This window comes from Gymnodinialimonas mytili (assembly GCF_037544085.1).
GTDB classification, from domain to species: domain Bacteria; phylum Pseudomonadota; class Alphaproteobacteria; order Rhodobacterales; family Rhodobacteraceae; genus Gymnodinialimonas; species Gymnodinialimonas mytili.
Genome location: NZ_JBBIFW010000002.1, coordinates 407,111 through 424,457 on the forward strand (window position 1 = coordinate 407,111; position 17,347 = coordinate 424,457).

Annotated in this window: 12 protein-coding genes; 7 read left to right on the forward strand and 5 right to left on the reverse strand. The window is 59.1% G+C overall.

Going from position 1 to position 17,347, the window contains the following annotated elements; translation table 11 throughout:
- The first annotated feature begins 29 nt into the window (after nt 1-29).
- Genes V8J82_RS11500 through V8J82_RS11510 form a run of 3 tightly spaced genes read left to right on the forward strand, consistent with a single transcriptional unit; the run spans nt 30 to nt 3,670 of the window.
- Nucleotides 30-1,574, forward strand: coding sequence for a di-heme oxidoreductase family protein (locus V8J82_RS11500; RefSeq protein WP_339975401.1), 1,545 nt, complete (start codon nt 30-32; stop codon nt 1,572-1,574).
- Nucleotide 1,575: 1 nt separating this feature from the next.
- Entirely contained in the window at nt 1,576-2,589 is a 1,014-nt protein-coding gene (locus tag V8J82_RS11505; RefSeq protein WP_339975403.1) for an imelysin family protein, read from the forward strand.
- A gap of 1 nt (nt 2,590) precedes the next feature.
- Nucleotides 2,591-3,670 carry a DUF1513 domain-containing protein gene (locus V8J82_RS11510; RefSeq protein ID WP_339975405.1) on the forward strand — a complete coding sequence of 360 codons (1,080 nt, stop codon included), beginning with the start codon at nt 2,591-2,593 and terminating at the stop codon, nt 3,668-3,670.
- A 557-nt stretch (nt 3,671-4,227) separates the two neighbouring features.
- Here the strand turns inward: V8J82_RS11510 and V8J82_RS11515 are convergent.
- From V8J82_RS11515 to V8J82_RS11525, 3 genes are read right to left on the reverse strand one after another with little or no spacing between them, the layout of a single operon-like run.
- A complete protein-coding gene (locus V8J82_RS11515) occupies nt 4,228-4,677 on the reverse strand; it encodes a response regulator (protein WP_339975407.1) in 450 nt (149 codons plus the stop codon).
- On the reverse strand, nt 4,677-5,231 hold the full coding sequence (locus V8J82_RS11520; protein WP_339975409.1) for a biliverdin-producing heme oxygenase: 555 nt from the start codon (nt 5,229-5,231) through the stop codon (nt 4,677-4,679). The genes V8J82_RS11515 and V8J82_RS11520 overlap by 1 nt, the downstream gene beginning before the upstream one ends.
- Nucleotides 5,228-7,780, reverse strand: a complete 2,553-nt coding sequence (locus V8J82_RS11525) for an HWE histidine kinase domain-containing protein (protein ID WP_339975411.1) — start codon at nt 7,778-7,780, stop codon at nt 5,228-5,230. The genes V8J82_RS11520 and V8J82_RS11525 overlap by 4 nt, the downstream gene beginning before the upstream one ends.
- A gap of 663 nt (nt 7,781-8,443) precedes the next feature.
- Here V8J82_RS11525 and V8J82_RS11530 point away from each other — a divergent pair.
- On the forward strand, nt 8,444-10,279 hold the full coding sequence (locus V8J82_RS11530) for a putative bifunctional diguanylate cyclase/phosphodiesterase (protein ID WP_339975413.1): 1,836 nt from the start codon (nt 8,444-8,446) through the stop codon (nt 10,277-10,279).
- Between the two features lie 97 nt (nt 10,280-10,376).
- Here V8J82_RS11530 and betC read toward each other — a convergent pair whose 3' ends face one another.
- Nucleotides 10,377-11,909, reverse strand: a complete 1,533-nt coding sequence (gene betC, locus V8J82_RS11535; RefSeq protein ID WP_339975415.1) for a choline-sulfatase — start codon at nt 11,907-11,909, stop codon at nt 10,377-10,379.
- Nucleotides 11,910-12,074: 165 nt separating this feature from the next.
- Here betC and V8J82_RS11540 point away from each other — a divergent pair, with 165 nt between their 5' ends.
- The 3 genes from V8J82_RS11540 (at nt 12,075) to V8J82_RS11550 (ending at nt 13,675) form a co-directional block, all read left to right on the forward strand.
- Complete coding sequence (locus V8J82_RS11540) at nt 12,075-12,875, forward strand: hormone-sensitive lipase (protein WP_339975417.1); 801 nt, start codon at nt 12,075-12,077, stop codon at nt 12,873-12,875.
- Between the two features lie 230 nt (nt 12,876-13,105).
- Nucleotides 13,106-13,312 (forward strand): hypothetical protein, encoded by a 207-nt coding sequence (locus tag V8J82_RS11545; protein ID WP_339975419.1) that lies wholly within the window; start codon nt 13,106-13,108, stop codon nt 13,310-13,312.
- A 123-nt stretch (nt 13,313-13,435) separates the two neighbouring features.
- Complete coding sequence (locus tag V8J82_RS11550) at nt 13,436-13,675, forward strand: kynureninase/PvdN C-terminal domain-containing protein (protein ID WP_339975421.1); 240 nt, start codon at nt 13,436-13,438, stop codon at nt 13,673-13,675.
- Nucleotides 13,676-13,758: 83 nt separating this feature from the next.
- Here V8J82_RS11550 and V8J82_RS11555 read toward each other — a convergent pair whose 3' ends face one another.
- Nucleotides 13,759-17,337, reverse strand: coding sequence for a hydantoinase B/oxoprolinase family protein (locus V8J82_RS11555; protein WP_339975423.1), 3,579 nt, complete (start codon nt 17,335-17,337; stop codon nt 13,759-13,761).
- Between the last annotated feature and the right edge of the window lie 10 nt (nt 17,338-17,347).

Sequence of the window (17,347 nt, forward strand, 5' to 3'; positions counted from 1 at the left end):
GCTGACGCCGCCCTTCTAAAGGGTATGCTATGCGGTATTTGCCTCTCGCCTTTTTGCCCATCTGCGTGGCCTTCGCGATCCCCGCGCTGATCCAGGCGCAGAGCGAAGTTGCGCCGGATTGGTCTCATCTGGGCGATCCTCACTTGCAGATCGTTCCCCGCAGCGAGGCCGAGCGCGCGCGCGTCGCTGGCGTCACGGCGCCGCCGGCGGATTTTTCGCAAGCGCTGGCTTTTGAGGAAAACGGTGGCGGCGCGGGCACCGTGCGGGCGCGGATGAATGCCGATGCTTTTTCGCAACCGATGGCCAATCTCGCCTTTGAGGAAGAGTTGGATTTCCGGGTCGGCAATGGCCTCTTTCGGCGGCTTTGGGTCTCGCCACCCGCCTCGACGATTGCAAGCGATGGTCTCGGCCCGCTGTTCAATGCGCGGTCTTGCCAGCGCTGCCACATCAAAGATGGCCGCGGTCACCCGCCTGAAGGGCCCGATGACAACGCAGTGTCAATGCTGATGCGCGTGACGATCCCAGGCGGCCCTCTGTCGGAGATCGAAGGCTATTTGGCGACACAGCCTGATCCGGTCTATGGCGGTCAATTGCAAGATCGAAGCTTGGCTGGTCACCCATCCGAATTCCGGATGCAGATCGAATATGAGGAAATCGAGGTGCCACTATCAGGCGGTGCGGTCGCCACATTGCGCCAGCCGACCTACACCATGGCCGATCTTGGTTATGGCCCGTTGCATCCCGACGTGATGTTCAGCCCGCGCGTTGCGCCTCAGATGATTGGCCTGGGGCTTCTTGAGGCCATACCGGCGCAGGATATCTTGGCGGGCGCCGATCCCCTTGATGCAGATGGCGACGGGATTTCAGGGCGCCCTCAGGTGGTCTGGTCGGTTGAATTTGATCAGCCGATGTTGGGGCGGTTTGGCCACAAGGCGGGTATGCCGACCCTGCGCGCACAAAATGCCGGCGCGTTTTCCGGCGATATCGGGATTTCCTCTCCCTTGAACCCTGCGCTTTGGGGCGATTGCACTGAGGCACAAGCCGCGTGCCGTACGGCCATCCACGGCGACAATCCAGAACAGAACGGGTTTGAGATCGATGAGATCGGGTTGGACCTGGTCACCTTCTACACCGCGCATCTCGCTGTGCCTGCGCGCCGTGATGTGGACGCGCCCGAGGTGCTGCGCGGGCGCGAGGTGTTTCACGCGACTGGCTGTGCAGGCTGCCATACGCCGTCCTTCGTGACCCATCGGCAAGAGGGAGATCCCGCGACCTCGTTCCAGCTGATCTGGCCCTATAGTGATTTGTTGTTGCATGACATGGGCGACGGCCTGGCCGATCATAGCCCTGAAGGGCGCGCGACGGGCCGTGAATGGCGCACCGCGCCGCTTTGGGGGATCGGGATGACGGAGACCGTCAGCGGACACACCTATTTCCTACATGACGGACGCGCGCGATCCCTTTTGGAGGCGGTGTTGTGGCATGGTGGCGAGGCCCAATCGGCGCGCGATGCCGTGGTTGAGATGCCGCCAGAAGACCGCGCAGCCTTGATCGCCTTTTTGGAGAGCCTTTGAGATGCGCCTCGCCTATGCCACGGTTTTCATTGTCCTGCCCACCGTGCTTTGGGCACAGGATTATAGCGCTGCGATTGATGCCGCGCTTGATACTCATGTCCTGCCAGGTGTAGAGCAACTGGCTGAAACCACTGCCGATTTGGCCGAGGCTGCGAGTGCCGATTGCACGGCGACCTCATCGGATTTGCGCAGGGCTTACGGCGCTGCGTTCGATGCCTGGATCCATGTGGGGCATCTCAGGTTTGGTCCGTTTGAGGCGGAAAACCGGGCCTTCGCGCTGGCCTTTTGGCCCGATGGGCGCGGTGCCACGCCGCGGAGCTTGGCGGGGCTGATCGACGATGAAGACCTGGTGGCGCGTGATGTCGCCGACTACGCCACCGTTTCGATCGCGGCGCGTGGCTTCTACGCGATGGAGTTTCTACTCTATGACGACGATCTGACTGCGCGTGGCGACGACGCTTATCGATGCCAGCTGGTGCGCGTTGTCGCCCAGGACATCGCTGTGACAAGCGCTGCGATTGCGGCGGATTGGTCTGATACCCACGCCGACCTGATGCGCAATGCGGGTCAGAATGATCGTTACCGCAGCCCGGAAGACGCCATGCGCACTCTGTTCGGTGCGCTGACCACGGGCTTGGAATTCAACGCGGATGTGCGGCTGGGCCGTCCGCTGGGCACGTTTGAGCGTCCGCGGCCCACCCGTGCCGAGGCGCGCCGCTCGGGCCGATCCTTGCAGAATTTGACCGGGTCGCTCCTGGGCCTGCAGGAACTTTACCGTGCCCTTGCCACCGGTGCGCCCGGCGCAGGGCCCGAGATCGACGCGGCTTTTGCCGCCGCCTTGGACGCCGCAGATCGGCTGGATGATCCAACTTTCGCCAGCGTTGCCGACCCCTCGGGCCGATTTCGGGTTGAGGTGTTGCAACAGCGCATCGTCGAATTGCGACAAGCCATTTTGACAGATCTCGGCCCCGATCTGGGCGTCACGGCAAGCTTCAACGCCTTGGACGGGGACTGATATGGCCACGCGGCGCGCTGTTTTGGCGGGATTGCTGGCGACGGGGCTCACGCCGCGGATGAGCTGGGCGGATGCCGGTGGGCCCGCCTATCTGAGCGCCGCGCTACGGCCTGATGGTGTCTATGTTCTGTGCGGCATCGGCCAAGCTGGAGAGTTGATTTTTCAATTGCCTTTGCCGAATCGTGGCCACGCCGCCGCCGCGCATCCCGACCGGCCCGAGGCGATTGCCTTTGCGCGCCGACCAGGACGTTTTGCCTTGGTGATCGACTGCGCCCGAGGCAGCGAAATCGCGCGGTTGCAGGCGCCAATGGGGCGTCATTTCTACGGTCATGGCGTGTTTTCCGCCGATGGCAGCGTGCTCTACACAACCGAGAACGACTATGAGCGCGCGCGGGGTGTTGTCGGTCTGTGGGACGCGGCGCATTCCTATCGGCGTATGGGTGAAGTCTTCTCAGGCGGGGTTGGACCCCATGATATCCTGCGCTTGCCCGGTACCGATATCCTTGCTGTTGCCAATGGCGGGATCGAGACGCATCCCGAAACGGGGCGGGCGAAACTGAACCTGCCGGACATGGCCTCTAACCTCAGTTATCTGGCGCCGGATGGCGACATCCTCGATGTTGTAGAACTGGGTTCCGAGCATCAGTTGAACTCGATCCGGCACTTGGATGTTGCCCACACCGGAGAGATTGCCTTCGCACTGCAATGGCAGGGCGATCCGAGTGATGCGCCACCTCTGCTGGGGCTGCATCGGCGCGATGCGCCTGCGCGTCTGATGTGCGCGCCAGATCACTATCGTTTGAACGGATATGCAGGCAGCGTCGCGATAACAACGGACGGGCAGAGGTTGGGCATCAGTTCACCCCGCGGTGGCATCGTGCAGATGTTTGACGCCGCCTCAACGGCCTTTCTGGCACAACTTTCCGAATTGGACGTTTGTGGCTTGTCCCAATCGGGCGCAGATGGCTTGGCATTTACCAGCGGTCAGGGCGTGTTCGGGGCACATCATGGTGACCAAACCAATCGTCGGCATGTGGCAGATCTGGCCTTTGACAACCACCTCATTCGGATCGCAGGCTAGTCGTCACCGATGTAGGTCCGTCGGTGCCGCTTTGTGTCTTTGACAAGCCGCTCACATGTTGCCATAGACAGCGAACGCAAAACTCTATTTAAGAGGTCATAGGCTACCTATCGTTGCAGTTGAAAAATTATTTATTTATCTACTATTACTATTGGAATATAATTTTGCAAAAATTGAGACCTTTTGTCTCTTCAGGTGGAATCTAAGCGTAGGTCCGCGGATTTCTGCCTATCCCCCAAAAGAGTTTTGCCATCTTTATTAACGATCTGTTAATAAAGATCATTCATTTAAACAGTACATATTGTTCGGAGACTTCAATGCTGGGAATTTCAAGCGACGTTTGGTTCGTCGTGCCCTTCGCTCTCTTTTTTCTCGCGGCCCATTTGTTTCGGATTGTGATGCGGTCGCGCCGCATGGCGCGCTTAGAAGAGTCGGCTACTCAAGACCTTACGGCTCGGCCGCATGAGTGACACCATCATTTCAATTGCCATTTAGATCCATAAGTGTACTTTGCATTTACGCCGCTCAGAAACCCCTAGATGTATAATTCGATGCAATTACTCGGGATTGTCTGTTAGTAATTCACGGATAGATGCCAACAGGTATTGCCTATCGATCGGTTTGGTCAGGACAAGGTTTGCGCCCAATGTTTTGGCAGGGCGCAGGATGTGATCGTTCTTCAGCGCATTTGAGTCGCCAGTGATTGCAATAATCGGTATCTGTTGGATTTCCGTCGGCACTGTGTTGAACAGGTGCGCGTTGCGGATGGTATGGACCAGCGTATTGCCACCATCCTGATTTTTCTGATCTGCGTCGCGAATGAACAGGTCCGTGAGAACCAGATGCACTTGCCGGTTGTTCAGGGTGGTCACGGCGTCCGGAACCGACGCCACCACGCTGGTCGAATAGCCTTCGGATTTCATCAACGACGACAGATCAATGGCTACGATCGGATCATCTTCCAAGATCAAGATATGCGTCATCGCTGACTTTTGGTCGTCGATCATCAGAGCATTCCCATCTTGTGCAGCCTCGGTTGCAGCGCATCTTGCGCTGCCATCTCGAAGATTTCGAATGTCCGCATCGCAGCGATTTTAACGTCTGCCAATGTGGCGCCGTCCAGTCCGGACAGAGCCGACAGTGTTCGGGGCCAAACCTCATCGAATTGGCGTGACGACAGATAGCGACCTGCTTGTCGTACGCATGCGTCACCGGTCTGTATCCACCGCCTATGCAACACCTTTCGCCCCAAATGTGCTCCCGCGATGACATAAGCGGTGCCAAGGGGATGGCCAGCATTGGGGACCTGCATTTTGGGGTGGTGCTTCCTGTCCCACCCGAGCGTCTCCAAATCCGCGTCGATCAATGCAAGCGGATCGGCCAGATCCATGATATCCAAGCGGGTCCAAGACGCCCGTATCGCGTCAAAGGCGTGGCGATGGGCCACCAGAAATGCTGAAAGCCCCTCGCGGGTTGTCAGATCCAGCGTGGAAAACAGCGCATCGACCCGATCATGGGCGTCTCGCGTTGCCGCGCGCAAAGCTGAGCGTTCCGGTGTCATGGCGCATCCAACTCCGTTTGCAGAAACGTCCGCAACGCCGCTGCGAGGTTGATCTTGGACAGGGGTTTTTGCAGTTTGAGATGTATATTGAGGTCCTCGGGCAAGGGGGCCATCTCGCCATAGCCGGTCACGAAGAAAAACGGGATGCCGTCTCGGTCGAGCTCATGAGCCAATTCAATGCTCGACCCGCCGCGCCCCAAGTTGATGTCGAGAATGGCGCAAATCACTTTGTTCTCAGCAAGAATGTTTCTTGCATCGGGCAGGGATGAGGCAAGTTCAACGTCCCGATAGCCGATTTCACTCAAGGTAGAAGCCATGTCTAACGCGAGCATGAAATTATCTTCCACCACCAAGATCGTGCCTGCTGCGGGCAGGTGACTATGATCTTCTTCGACCGACATCGGTGCAGTTGATGGCGGCTGCGTTTCTTCCTCCAGGTCGGCGAGCATATGTGACGGGACAAAGATCGAGGCAGACACACCCGTCGGGTTGAAGACAATCTCGCTTTCACCGCCCAGCTCGAACGGAATAGCTTTTTCGATCAGCATGGTGCCGAACCCGGTGCGGTTGGGTGCGACGACCCTGGGACCGCCTTGTTCAACCCAGGTGATCCGTGCCCCAGATGCGGTTTTCGAGAGTGCCACGGCGATAGAGCCATCCTGGACACTCAGCGCGCCGTATTTGGCGGCATTGGTCATCAATTCGTGAATCACAAGCGCCATGATCGGCGCGGCTTCCGAGGCAAGGCCGATATCCTGGCCAACCACGGTCACCACATCCGGGCGGCCTTCGGCGTAAGGCATCGCCTCAAGGCGGATCACCTTGCTTAGGGCCACTGTTTTGCGCGGCTCCGATGCGCCCAGGTCATGGGCTGTCGCCAGGGCGTTGATCCGCTGATCCATAGCCTCGCTATAGCCATCGATTGTGGTGCTAGAGCTGGCCGCCTGGCGCGAGATCGACCGAACCAGCGCGATGATGTTGCGCACGCGATGGTTCAGCTCATCCACAACCAATTCTTGCTGGCGCCGCATGGCGGCCACCAGGCTTTCCCGCTGGTTCGCAGCGATGATACTCGCCGAGATCCCTTGTAGCAGCCGGATATCATGACGTTGCCATGGCCTGGAGCGGTCTTTGACAAGCTCTTTGTAAACCGAGAACGATCCACGCGGTTCCAGGCGCGCGGTGCCATCCACTTTCACGATCTGCTTTTCCGTCGCGCCAGCCCAATGGACCTCTGCGTTGGTGGCGCGCCTGAGAAGGCAGATCCAGCTGCCATTGTCGCGGTCCAAGCACAGCGCACCACACATCTGTTCGCCAGGCGCGACAACATCCGGCAAGTCTCGCGCCAAGTGATCGGAATGCCAAATCCCATCCTCCGCTCCGCGTGCTTTTTTACGGACAGCGTGGATGATATCCAAGGACACATCACCTGAGATTTTGATCACCGTGTCTCCTTCACCCACCGCCACGGTGGCCACATCAAAGCGGTCGCGGATCGCGTCGACGACAATCCCAGCCTCGCTTTGGATCGTCTTATCGGCCCGGACACCGGTTTCGATCTGATCCCGTATCCGGTCGATATCATCATGGAAGGCAAGCGTTTCTGTATGCAGCAGCGCCATCAGTTTCGAAGACACATAAGGCGCCAATGCGGTTAGCAGTTGCCGCAACTTGGTTGATGGAAGACGAGGTGTGCGGTTGTGAAACGAGATCACGCCCCATTGCGTGTCACCGACCATCACGGTCATGGTCATGGTGGCCTGCGCGTTCATGTTTTCGAGGTATTTGAGGTGAATCTCCGAAACACCACGCAACTCGGCGAAAGACAGATTGAAAGGCGGCAAATCAACATGAGCCGCGTGCAGATTGATCTGCGGCGAGGTTGTGTCAGCGATGAAGCGCAACGGAAAGATTTTCATCATCTCGCGTGCCTGGGCCGGGATATCCCAGTGGGGAAAGCGTAGGCCCAGATAGGAATCCCAGTCCGACCGCACAGATTCTGCAATCACTTCGCCATTCCACTCGGCGTCGAAGCGATAAGCCATGACGCGATCATATTGCGAGAGCCCCGCCAGGATCGCGACGAGATGCTCGATAAAGTCTTGTGTGGTTGTGAGCGCGTTGAGCCGGGAGACAATCTGCGGAAAGTCCGCAAGCGACGCTCGCGCGGGTCCATGTTGAACACTTGTCGGTTCGAACTCGAGCACAAACCGATCCTCGCTGGGGCAGACAGCCCAGCTAAGCTCTTTGTCGTTCAGTATGACTGTCCCGATATCGACGCGCTCGTGTCCCCCGAGGGCCCGGGCCATCGCGTTGCGCAGCTCATGGATCTGATCGCGGTTGAATATCGCTTCCAAGCTGGTGCCGAGCAAGTCTGCGTAATCATGATCCAGAAGCGCCGAGGTATTGGCGCTGGCATACTCGATCACCATTCCGTCTTGTGTATATCCCAAAACGACTCCGGCAGATTGGATCACGCCCGGAATATGAATGGGTTCATCTGCGCAGGCCTGCAAGGCGGAAGTCAGATCACTTTGCTTGGTTGGCACAGATTATCTCCTGCTCTGAGAGCGGAGCTTTGAGGTAGGTAGAATGAACATATGTGTCTCATTTCTTAGAGAAAGATATCGTGGAACTTTGTCGATCCCGATCACAGTGCAATCTTAAGTCAGTACGTAGTACTTTAGCGGTATTGTCGACATATCTGACGAAATATCCGGGGTGCTATTCGCCTGGGATTAACTTTTGACACGTAGCGTTCTGGGCGATCATGCTTGTGAGTTCCGTGTATGCCCACTTCCTATACCAGATGTAACACTACAGTGCTTTTCGCTGCTGTTGCGGTATTCCGCAACCTGCGCGCGCCCAATGCGAAGCCGTCGCGCTTTCGCAGTGATCAGGTGTGGTCCGTCCATCATTTCCATACAGGGTTTTGCGCCCGCGTCGTCCTCTGCGGGCCGATCGGCGAAAGGATGTAGCGGCGAAGCATGCGCAAACTTGAATTGGTCCAGTCAGCGGTCGCAACCGCATCCCAGCCTTCCAAGGCGCCGGGGAGTTCTGATCACTACGTCATTGATCAGTTTGCTGCGGCGCGTGCCCTGCGCACGCCGACCTGGATTTACGACATTGATAATTGCAGAGTAATCCACGCCAACCCGCCGGCTTGTGAGCTTTGGCAAGCCGACAATGAGGCAGAATTGCAGGCGCGTGACATGTCCAAGGACATGTCTTCCAGTGTGTCGCAACGGCTTAAGCAGTATCAGACAGATTTCATCGAGCGGGGGGCAACCTTCACCGAAACCTGGACGCTCTATCCCAACAGCAAACCGACCAATGTGATGATCCACTTCCAAGGGTTTCGCTTGCCCGATGGTCGTATGGCGCTGCAATGCGAAGCATTCGGCGCGGTTGATGAGCAGCCGGACAATATCCGTAGCGCGGAGGCATTGCTGCATACGGACGTTATGATCACCCTGTTCAGCTTCGATGGTCCGCCGCTCTACATGAACCCGGCGGCGCGCAGGGCCGCCCATGACGTTGGCGCGGCATTGTCGCATATGTTTGTCGACGAACTGGATTTCGACGCTCTGATGTTCGATCTCGAAGGCGCTGGAGAGCATCGGCGCGTCGCCCGCGTTCGGACAAGCAATGGCCTAAGATGGCTCGATATCTCAGCCAAGCAATGCAATGATGCCATCACCGGCGAGCCGACGATCTTGGTCACGGCGATCGACGTCAGTGATCTGAAAAATGCCGAGGATAAGGCGCGTTATCTTGCCAATCGCGACCAGCTGACGGGCTGTTTCAATCGATCCTATCTGCAGCACCATTCCGAGCGGTTTACCTCCTTGGGCGGTGCGCGCCGTGCGCTTTTGTACTTCGATGTGGATCGGTTCAAGCAGATCAACGACACGTTCGGGCATGAGATGGGCGATGCGGTATTGATCGATCTGGCCGCCCGGGCCCATGACTTGGCGCAGCAGCAGGATCTCGTCGTTCGCCTGGGCGGCGATGAATTTGTGATGGTGATCCAAGATGCCGATGGGGATTCAGCGCTGTTGCGGCGGGTCGAAACTGTGTTTCAAGCGTTGTCGCAGCCGGTGCAGCGCGGGCAAACCTGCATCGATTGCAAGATCAGCATGGGGGTGGCGATGTTCCAATCCGGCGATCTGGATGTGAACGAGGCCCTGAAACGGGCCGATATCGCGCTTTACAAGGCCAAGAATAGCGGCCGTCACCGCTACACGTTCTATGATGCCGCCATGGGCGAGGCGGCCGAGCGCCGCTACCGGACCGAAGCCGAGATTGATCGTGGCCTCAAGCGGCACGAATTCATCCTGCACTACCAACCCAGGATCGATGTGAAAACCGGTGAAACCGCTTCGGTAGAAGGTCTGGTGCGCTGGATGCATCCTGATCGCGGATTGGTTCAGCCCGGCGAATTCATCTCCATTTGTGAAGAAACCGGCATGATTGAAGAACTGGGTCGGCAAGTGCTGGATATGGGTTTTGCCCAGGCTCAGACATGGCGCCAGGATGGGTTGCCCACCGGGATGTCCTTAAACCTGTCGCCGCGGCAGTTCGAGGATACTGGTCTATTCGACATTTTGCAGTCCTGCTCGAATGCCGACGGCTTTGTCCCGGGCCGGATCGAGCTAGAGATTACCGAAAGTGTCTTGATCGGCGAACCTGATCTGATTGCGGCCAAGCTTCACGCGATTACCGATATGGGCTTTGAAATTGCAATCGATGATTTCGGAACCGGGTATTCCAACCTCTCCTACATTTCTCGGTTCCCGCTCCATACCTTAAAGATCGACCGCTCCTTTATCGCGCAACTGCCGAAATCGGGCCCAATCATCCGGTTGATCCTGGCTTTGGCACAGCAAATCCAGGCGAAGACCGTGGCCGAAGGTGTGGAAACGCAGGAACAGTTCGATTGGTTGGCCGACCACGGCTGCGATCAGATCCAAGGCTTCTACATCGCCAAACCGGCACCTGTGGACGAGATCCCCGCCCTGATGGAGCAGATCCGCCACAGATTTTGAGCCGAAGCGGGTCATCGGATTCAAGCCGCATGTCGTGCCGTCCGATGCATGACAGGTTTGGTGAAGCCTCAAATCGCGTGGCGGATTGTGTGTCGCACTACCCGTTCTTCGAGACCGGCGGATAGCGGAACCGCAGGCTGGCTTCGTCCCATGAAACGGTGTTTCGGACATATTCGGTGCTCGCATCGCGTGGCGGGGTGTAATCCCAGGGCTCGCCCGCGCCTGCTTCCATTACGGCGTGGAGCCTGCGGCGCGAGGCTTGCGTGGCCATAACATCAGCGCGGAGCGCCGCGCTATCCCACCGCTCTGCCACCTCGGCTGCAAAGGCGCGCGCGGCATCAGCATAAGCGAGATCCTCCACCACATTCTGCAATTCAGCCGGATCATTGACGAGGTCATAAAGCTGCGGCGGATCAATATCGCAATGGATGTATTTTAGACTTCCCCGGCGGATCATGAACACAGGCCAAGGCGTCATCTCGGCACAATACTCTCCGATCGCTTCATCGACGGGATCGGTCTCGCCGCGGGCCAGCGACATGAGAGAGCGTCCATCTACCGGTTCGCCCAAAATGCTCAGATCGCCACCACCAATCTCGATCAGTGTGGGCAGCAGGTCGATCAGCGAGCAGGCATTTGGCGCGCTACCCTCGGCGATGCCCGGGCCAGCCATCACTAAGGGGATCCGCGCCGAATGCTCAAAGAAATTCATTTTGAACCACAAACCGCGCTCGCCCAGCATATCGCCGTGATCGGCTGTCACGATGAGAACGGTGTTTTCGAGCGTGCCGGTTTCCTCGAGTGTTTGGACAATCTCGCCGATCTTGCTGTCGAAATAACTGACATTGGCCAGATAGGCGCGCCGGGCGCGGTGGGTTTCGGTGTCTGTTAATGGCTTATAGCTCGCTTCGATGCCATCCATCACGCGGCGCGCAAACGGATCTTGGTCCTTAGGTGCCAAGATATGCGCGGGCGGGTCGACATCGCGATCGTCGTAGAGATTCCACCATTCCGGCCGCGCCACGTAGGGGTCGTGAGGATGGATAAAACTGGCCACCAGGGCGAAGGGCAGTGTGTCGCCCATCGTCGTGTCTCGGGCGCGATCAAACAGCCAACGTTTGGCGGCAAAGCCGACCTCATCATCATAGTCGATCTGATAGGTGGCATGCGCGACACCGCTTTCTTTGACGGTTTGCATGTTGTGATACCACTTGTCGATCCGTTCATCTGCGGCCTCCCAATCCGGGGTCCAGGCAAAATCTGCGGGATAGATGTCGGTGGTGACGCGGTCCTGGAAGCCATGCTTCTGATCTGGGCCGACAAAATGCATCTTGCCTGACAGGCAGGTGCGGTAGCCAAGCGCCTTTAGGTAATGGGCGAATGTCGGGACTGAGGCCCGAAATTCCGATGCATTGTCATATCCGGCGATACGACTGATCAATTGGCCTGACATGAAGGCCATCCGAGACGGCGCGCAGAGCGGTGAATTACAATAAGCGGCGTCAAAGCGCATGCCACGCGCGGCTAGCGCATCGAGATGTGGGGTTTTGGCGGAGCGGTGACCATAAGCTCCGGTGAAATGCGGGGCCAGTTGGTCGGCCATGATGATAACGATATTGGGCTGGGCCATGGAATGCCTCCGTATGTGCGTTTGAGTGTTGGGATCACACGCAAGACGGCGGCGGTTGATAGTGCATCTGTTTGGCATGGCCTGTCATGGCGCAAGACTGGCATAGGTTATAGGGCGCCGCCAAGTCAGCGCCGTGCATGGTGCGCGTATGGAGGAGCGCAATTGATGGATTGGGACGATGCCTATGCCAATATGGCGCATATCCCGGGATCTGAGTCGTTGCCTGAGGCCTGGGCGATTGCCGCCGCGGCCTATCGCGACGGCAGCAGGCGGGTCGAACAAGACATTCCCTATGGCGCGCATCCGCGGGAACGGTTTGATCTGATCCATCCCGATGGCGTGCCGAAGGGCTTGGCCGTGTTCGTCCATGGCGGGTATTGGATGCGTCTCGACAAGTCGTTTTGGACACACTACGCCGAGGGAGCATGTGCTGCCGGGTGGGCTGTGGCCATGCCAAGTTATCGTTTGGCGCCCGATGTCCGGATTGCTCAGATCACCGCCCAGATCGGGCGTGCAATTCCTGCAATGGCCGGGCACATCGCCGGTCCGATCCGCTTGGCGGGGCATTCTGCAGGGGGGCATTTGGTTGCGCGGATGCTGTGTGAAGACAGCCCTTTGCCAAGTGACATCGCCCGCCGCATCGATCACACGTTGAGCATCAGCGGCGTGCATGATCTGCGTCCTCTGATCCGGACACAGATGAACCAGACTTTGCACCTTGATCTTGGCGAATGCGCGATTGAAAGTCCGGCGCTGCGTATGCCGGTGCCGGATGTGCGATTGACCTGTTGGGTGGGTGGCGGTGAGCGGCCCGAGTTCGTTCGGCAAAGCGAATTGTTGGCCAATATCTGGACAGGGCTTGGTGCCGAGACATCCTGCGTGGTCGATGGCGATCATCATCATTTTTCGGTTCTCGACGGTCTGCTCGATCGCAACAGTCCCCTGACCAAGGCGTTTGTCGGATGAGTGGCTGTGATCCCCTGCGCCAAGATCCCGTGCGCGCGATGTGTGCGATGTCAACTATTTGGTGATTGATGCGATCTTAGGAGTGGCACCTAGGGACTATACCGAGTTTCGCGAAAGTCTTGGCGCCTCGTCTCGCTGTTAGTCACATCAGCCCGGCTGATCGAATTCATTCTAGGCAATCGGAACCCGGCGATGATGAAGGTCCATGCGCATCGCCCGATCTGCACCGTATGTTGGTGCAAGAGGGGCAGGAGAAGTCATTCTGGCATGTGGCGCTGCATCGGTTGGGGCAAATTTTGGACGAGGCTTTTGATCAAACCCATCGCTTGGATAAGTTCCATCGGGCAGATCAGCCCGCGACGGATGCCTGGATGCCAATTCCTTGGGTCCGTGCCGTGGCCGTGGCCGTGGGCGTCCGCAATCTGATGGTCTGCTGATCGGTGCGCCGAAAAATAGCGTGACGATGGGCGATATGCTTTCGATCGAGGTCTATCGGGCGCCGTCGGTGATCCAACTGACCGCACTTGAAGCCGCCACGGCGGCCGGGGGATGTGATCGACATGGCTGAGACCCGCGCCGCCTCGACCATATTATGCGCTCAATCTATCGACGAGGTTGAGGCGCGGCAATCGGACCTGACCCTGATCAGCGCGCGCGATGCCGGGATGTGTGGAAGTCAGGTGTGTTTCGTATTCGAGCATGGCTGTGCGGGAATACAGACCCTGATGGTGCGGGATGTCGCGCGCCCAATGCGATGCGGTTCGGCTTCGCGCAGCTTCAGCTTTATGCGAGCGACGTGAGCACAGCGGTCGACATCCTCGCCGATATCCTTGACAATCGGTGGCGGGACCGAATGGAATTTCCAGATCAGATTTCGGGTCACCTAAGCGGCGCCAAAGGCCCCGCCACCCGGCGTTTCCAGAACGAAGATATCCCCCACGCCCATATCCGCCTGGTCATTGCCCTGCAGTTGCTCAATGTGGCCATTGGCACGCTCCACCGCGTTGCGCCCCGGCAGACCCGCGCCACCGCCGTGTAGCCCATGGGCCGCCGTTATCCGATGCGAGCAAAGCGTCGTCACGATCATTGGCTCATCAAACCGCAACCGCCGGACGATGCCGTCGCCTCCAGGCCATTGTCCTATGCCGCCAGATCCGCGCCGGATCGAGAATTCCGTGACCACTACCGGAAATCGCGTCTCCAGCACTTCGGGGTCAGTCATCCGCGTATTGGTCATATGAGAATGCACCGCGGAACACCCCGCAAAGCCATCACCTGCACCGGTGCCGCCACAGATCGTCTCGTAATTCTGGTGCACTTCATTTCCGTAGACGAAATTGTTTACCGTCCCTTGGCTGCCTGCGATCACCCCGATGGCGCCGTAGAGCGCCTCGGCCATGGATTGGCTGACCTCGGTATTGCCCGCGATCACGGCGGCGCCGGGTGCGGGGTTCAGCATCGAGCCTTCGGGAATGATGATCTCAAGCGGCTCCAGACAGCCTTCATTCATTGGGATCGGCGTCTCGACCAAGGTGCGGAAAACGTACAGGACCACAGCGTGGCAAACGGCCGTGGGCGCGTTGTAGTTGAGCCTGTCCTGGGGCGAGGTTCCGGTGAAGTCGATCACCGCCTCGCGGGCCTGGCGATCCACACGGATCGTCACCGCGATCTGCGCACCGCTATCGAGCTTGTAGGTGAACGCGCCGTCGGGCAGCCGGTCCAACACGCCCCGCACGGCTTCGGCGGCGTTGGCTTGGACATGGCCCATATAGGCCTGCACCACGGGTAGGGAATAAAGGCCAACCATGCGCGTCAATTCATCCGCGCCGGTTTCATTGGCCGCGACCTGCGCTACCAGATCTGCCATGTTCTGGTCGATATTGCGACAGGGATACGGGCCAGATCCCAGCAACGCGCGCGTCTCAGTCTCGCGCAGCGCGCCATCGCGGGCCAAAAGGAACGTATCGATCACTACGCCTTCTTCCTCCAGTCGCGCGGAATCCGGCGGGGCCGAGCCCGGCGTCTTGCCGCCAATATCGGCGTGGTGCCCACGGGAGGCGACGACGAACAGGATCTTGCGTCCCGCCTTGTCCCAGACCGGGGTGATCACCGTCACGTCGGGCAGGTGTGTACCCCCGTTATAGGGGTTGTTGATCATGTAGACGTCGCCGGGCCGGATGTTGTCCGCCGTATCGCGCAAGATCGTGCGGACGCTTTCCGACATCGATCCCAGATGCACCGGCACATGCGGGGCGTTGGCCACCAGATCACCGGTCGCCGTGAAGATCGCGCAGGAGAAGTCGAGCCGCTCCTTGATGTTCACCGAATAGGCGGTGTTTTGAAGCGTGCCGCCCATCTGCTCGGCGATGGACATGAAGAGATTGTTGAACACCTCCAGCATGATCGGATCGGCCCGGGTGCCCGCGGCGACGCGTGCGGGGCGGGGGATATGCCGATCCAGGATCAGATTGCCCAGATCATCCACGATCGCACGCCAGCCGGGCTCGATCATGTTGGTCCCGGTTGGTTCGATGATCAAGGCAGGCCCCTCCACCGCTTGACCTGCTGCCATGGCGGCGCGCTGATGCACCGGAATGTCCTGCAAGGCACCGTCGGTGAAGACGGGTGCTGTACCCGCATTCGATGTGCCGTCGCCAGTGGGCAAGGCGGTCACGCCTTCACCGGTTCCGCCGACGGCCTCGACGCTCAGTTGCTCGATGACCAGCGGTTCGTCCGACGGCGCGAAGCCAAACCGCTGTTTATGCGCCGCGGCAAATCCTTTGGCCATCGTCGTGGTGTTGTCGAACGGGACTGGCAGTGTCTGTTGCGCCGCACCTGCGCGTATATGGGCAACGCGGCTTATGGTGATATCGGCCACGCCTTGGGCGCGAACCTCGGCTTCAGCCTCTGCGGCCAGGTCATCGAGAGCCTGTGCGGCGCTGGCATCTGCGATGCCTCGATCAAATTGAGCCTCGCGCAAGGCGCGTATATCGGCCAGACCCATCCCGAACGCGCTGAGCACACCCGCATGGGGGTGGATAAACACACGGTCCATCCCGAGCGTATCGGCCACCGCACAGGCATGTTGCCCGCCCGCTCCGCCGAAGCATTGCAGCGTATAGCCGGTCACGTCATAGCCGCGCTCGACACTGATCTTCTTGATCGCAGCGGCCATGTTTTGCACCGCAATGGTCAGAAACCCCTGGGCCAGATCTTCGACGGTCATGGCGCGTCCCGTCGCCTTCGCGATCTCCTTGGACAACGCCTCGAAGTCCGCGCGTGCCGCCGTGATATCCAGGGGCTGATCGCCATTCGGCCCGAATACCGCCGGGAAACGATCGGCCTGGATCTTGCCCAGCACCACATTGCAATCGGTGACCGTCAGTGGTCCGCCCCGGCGATAGGCGGCGGGGCCTGGATCGGCACCTGCGCTTTCCGGTCCCACCTGCAACCGCCCGTCACGGAAGCTGCAGATCGAGCCGCCCCCAGCAGCGACCGTATGGATCGACATCATCGGCGCTCGCATCCGCACGCCCGCAACCTCGGTCTCGAATTGGCGCTCATAATGGCCCGCGTAGTGGCACACATCGGTGGATGTGCCGCCCATATCGAACCCGATCAGCTTGCCATGGCCAGCAGCCTCCCCGGTGCGGGTCATGCCCACCACACCGCCCGCGGGACCTGAAAGGATACTGTCTTTGCCCTGGAACAGATCGGCGGCGGTCAGCCCGCCATTTGACTGCATGAACATCAGCCGTGGGCCGCCTTCCTCAGGGCGTCCCAGCGCGGCGGAGACCTGATCGACATAGCGCCGCAGGATCGGTGACAGATAGGCGTCCACCACCGTTGTGTCCCCGCGACCGACCAGCTTGATCAGGGGAGAGACTGCGTGGCTGAGCGAGATTTGCGGGAAACCCGCGGCCTCCGCCAGACGCCCAATCGCCTGTTCATGGGCGGGAAAGCGGTAAGCATGCATCAATGCGACGGCCAGCGATCCGATCCCATCGGCCCGGATCTCTGCCAAGGCATGTGCGACTTGGGGCGTATCTAGGGCGATCTCGACCTCACCCGCGGCGTTGACCCGTTCTTCGACCTCAATCACCCGCTCGTACAACAATTCCGGCAGCACAATTTTCAGGTCAAACAGGCCGGGGCGATTTTGATACCCGACCCGCAGCAAATCGCCAAAGCCTTTGGTGATCAGCAATGCGGTGCGGTCGCCTTTGCGTTCGAGCAGTGCGTTCGTGGCCACGGTTGTGCCCATCTTCACACTGTCGATTTGTCCCGGTGGGATCGGGTCATCCGTGCCCAAGCCAAGGCATTGCCGAATGCCTTCCACCGCCGCATCGGGGTAGCGTTCTGGGTTTTCGGACAGCACCTTGCGAGTTTCGATCCGACCATCTGGCGCCTTCGCCACGATATCGGTGAAGGTGCCGCCGCGGTCGACCCAGAATTGCCACATGCCCATCGGT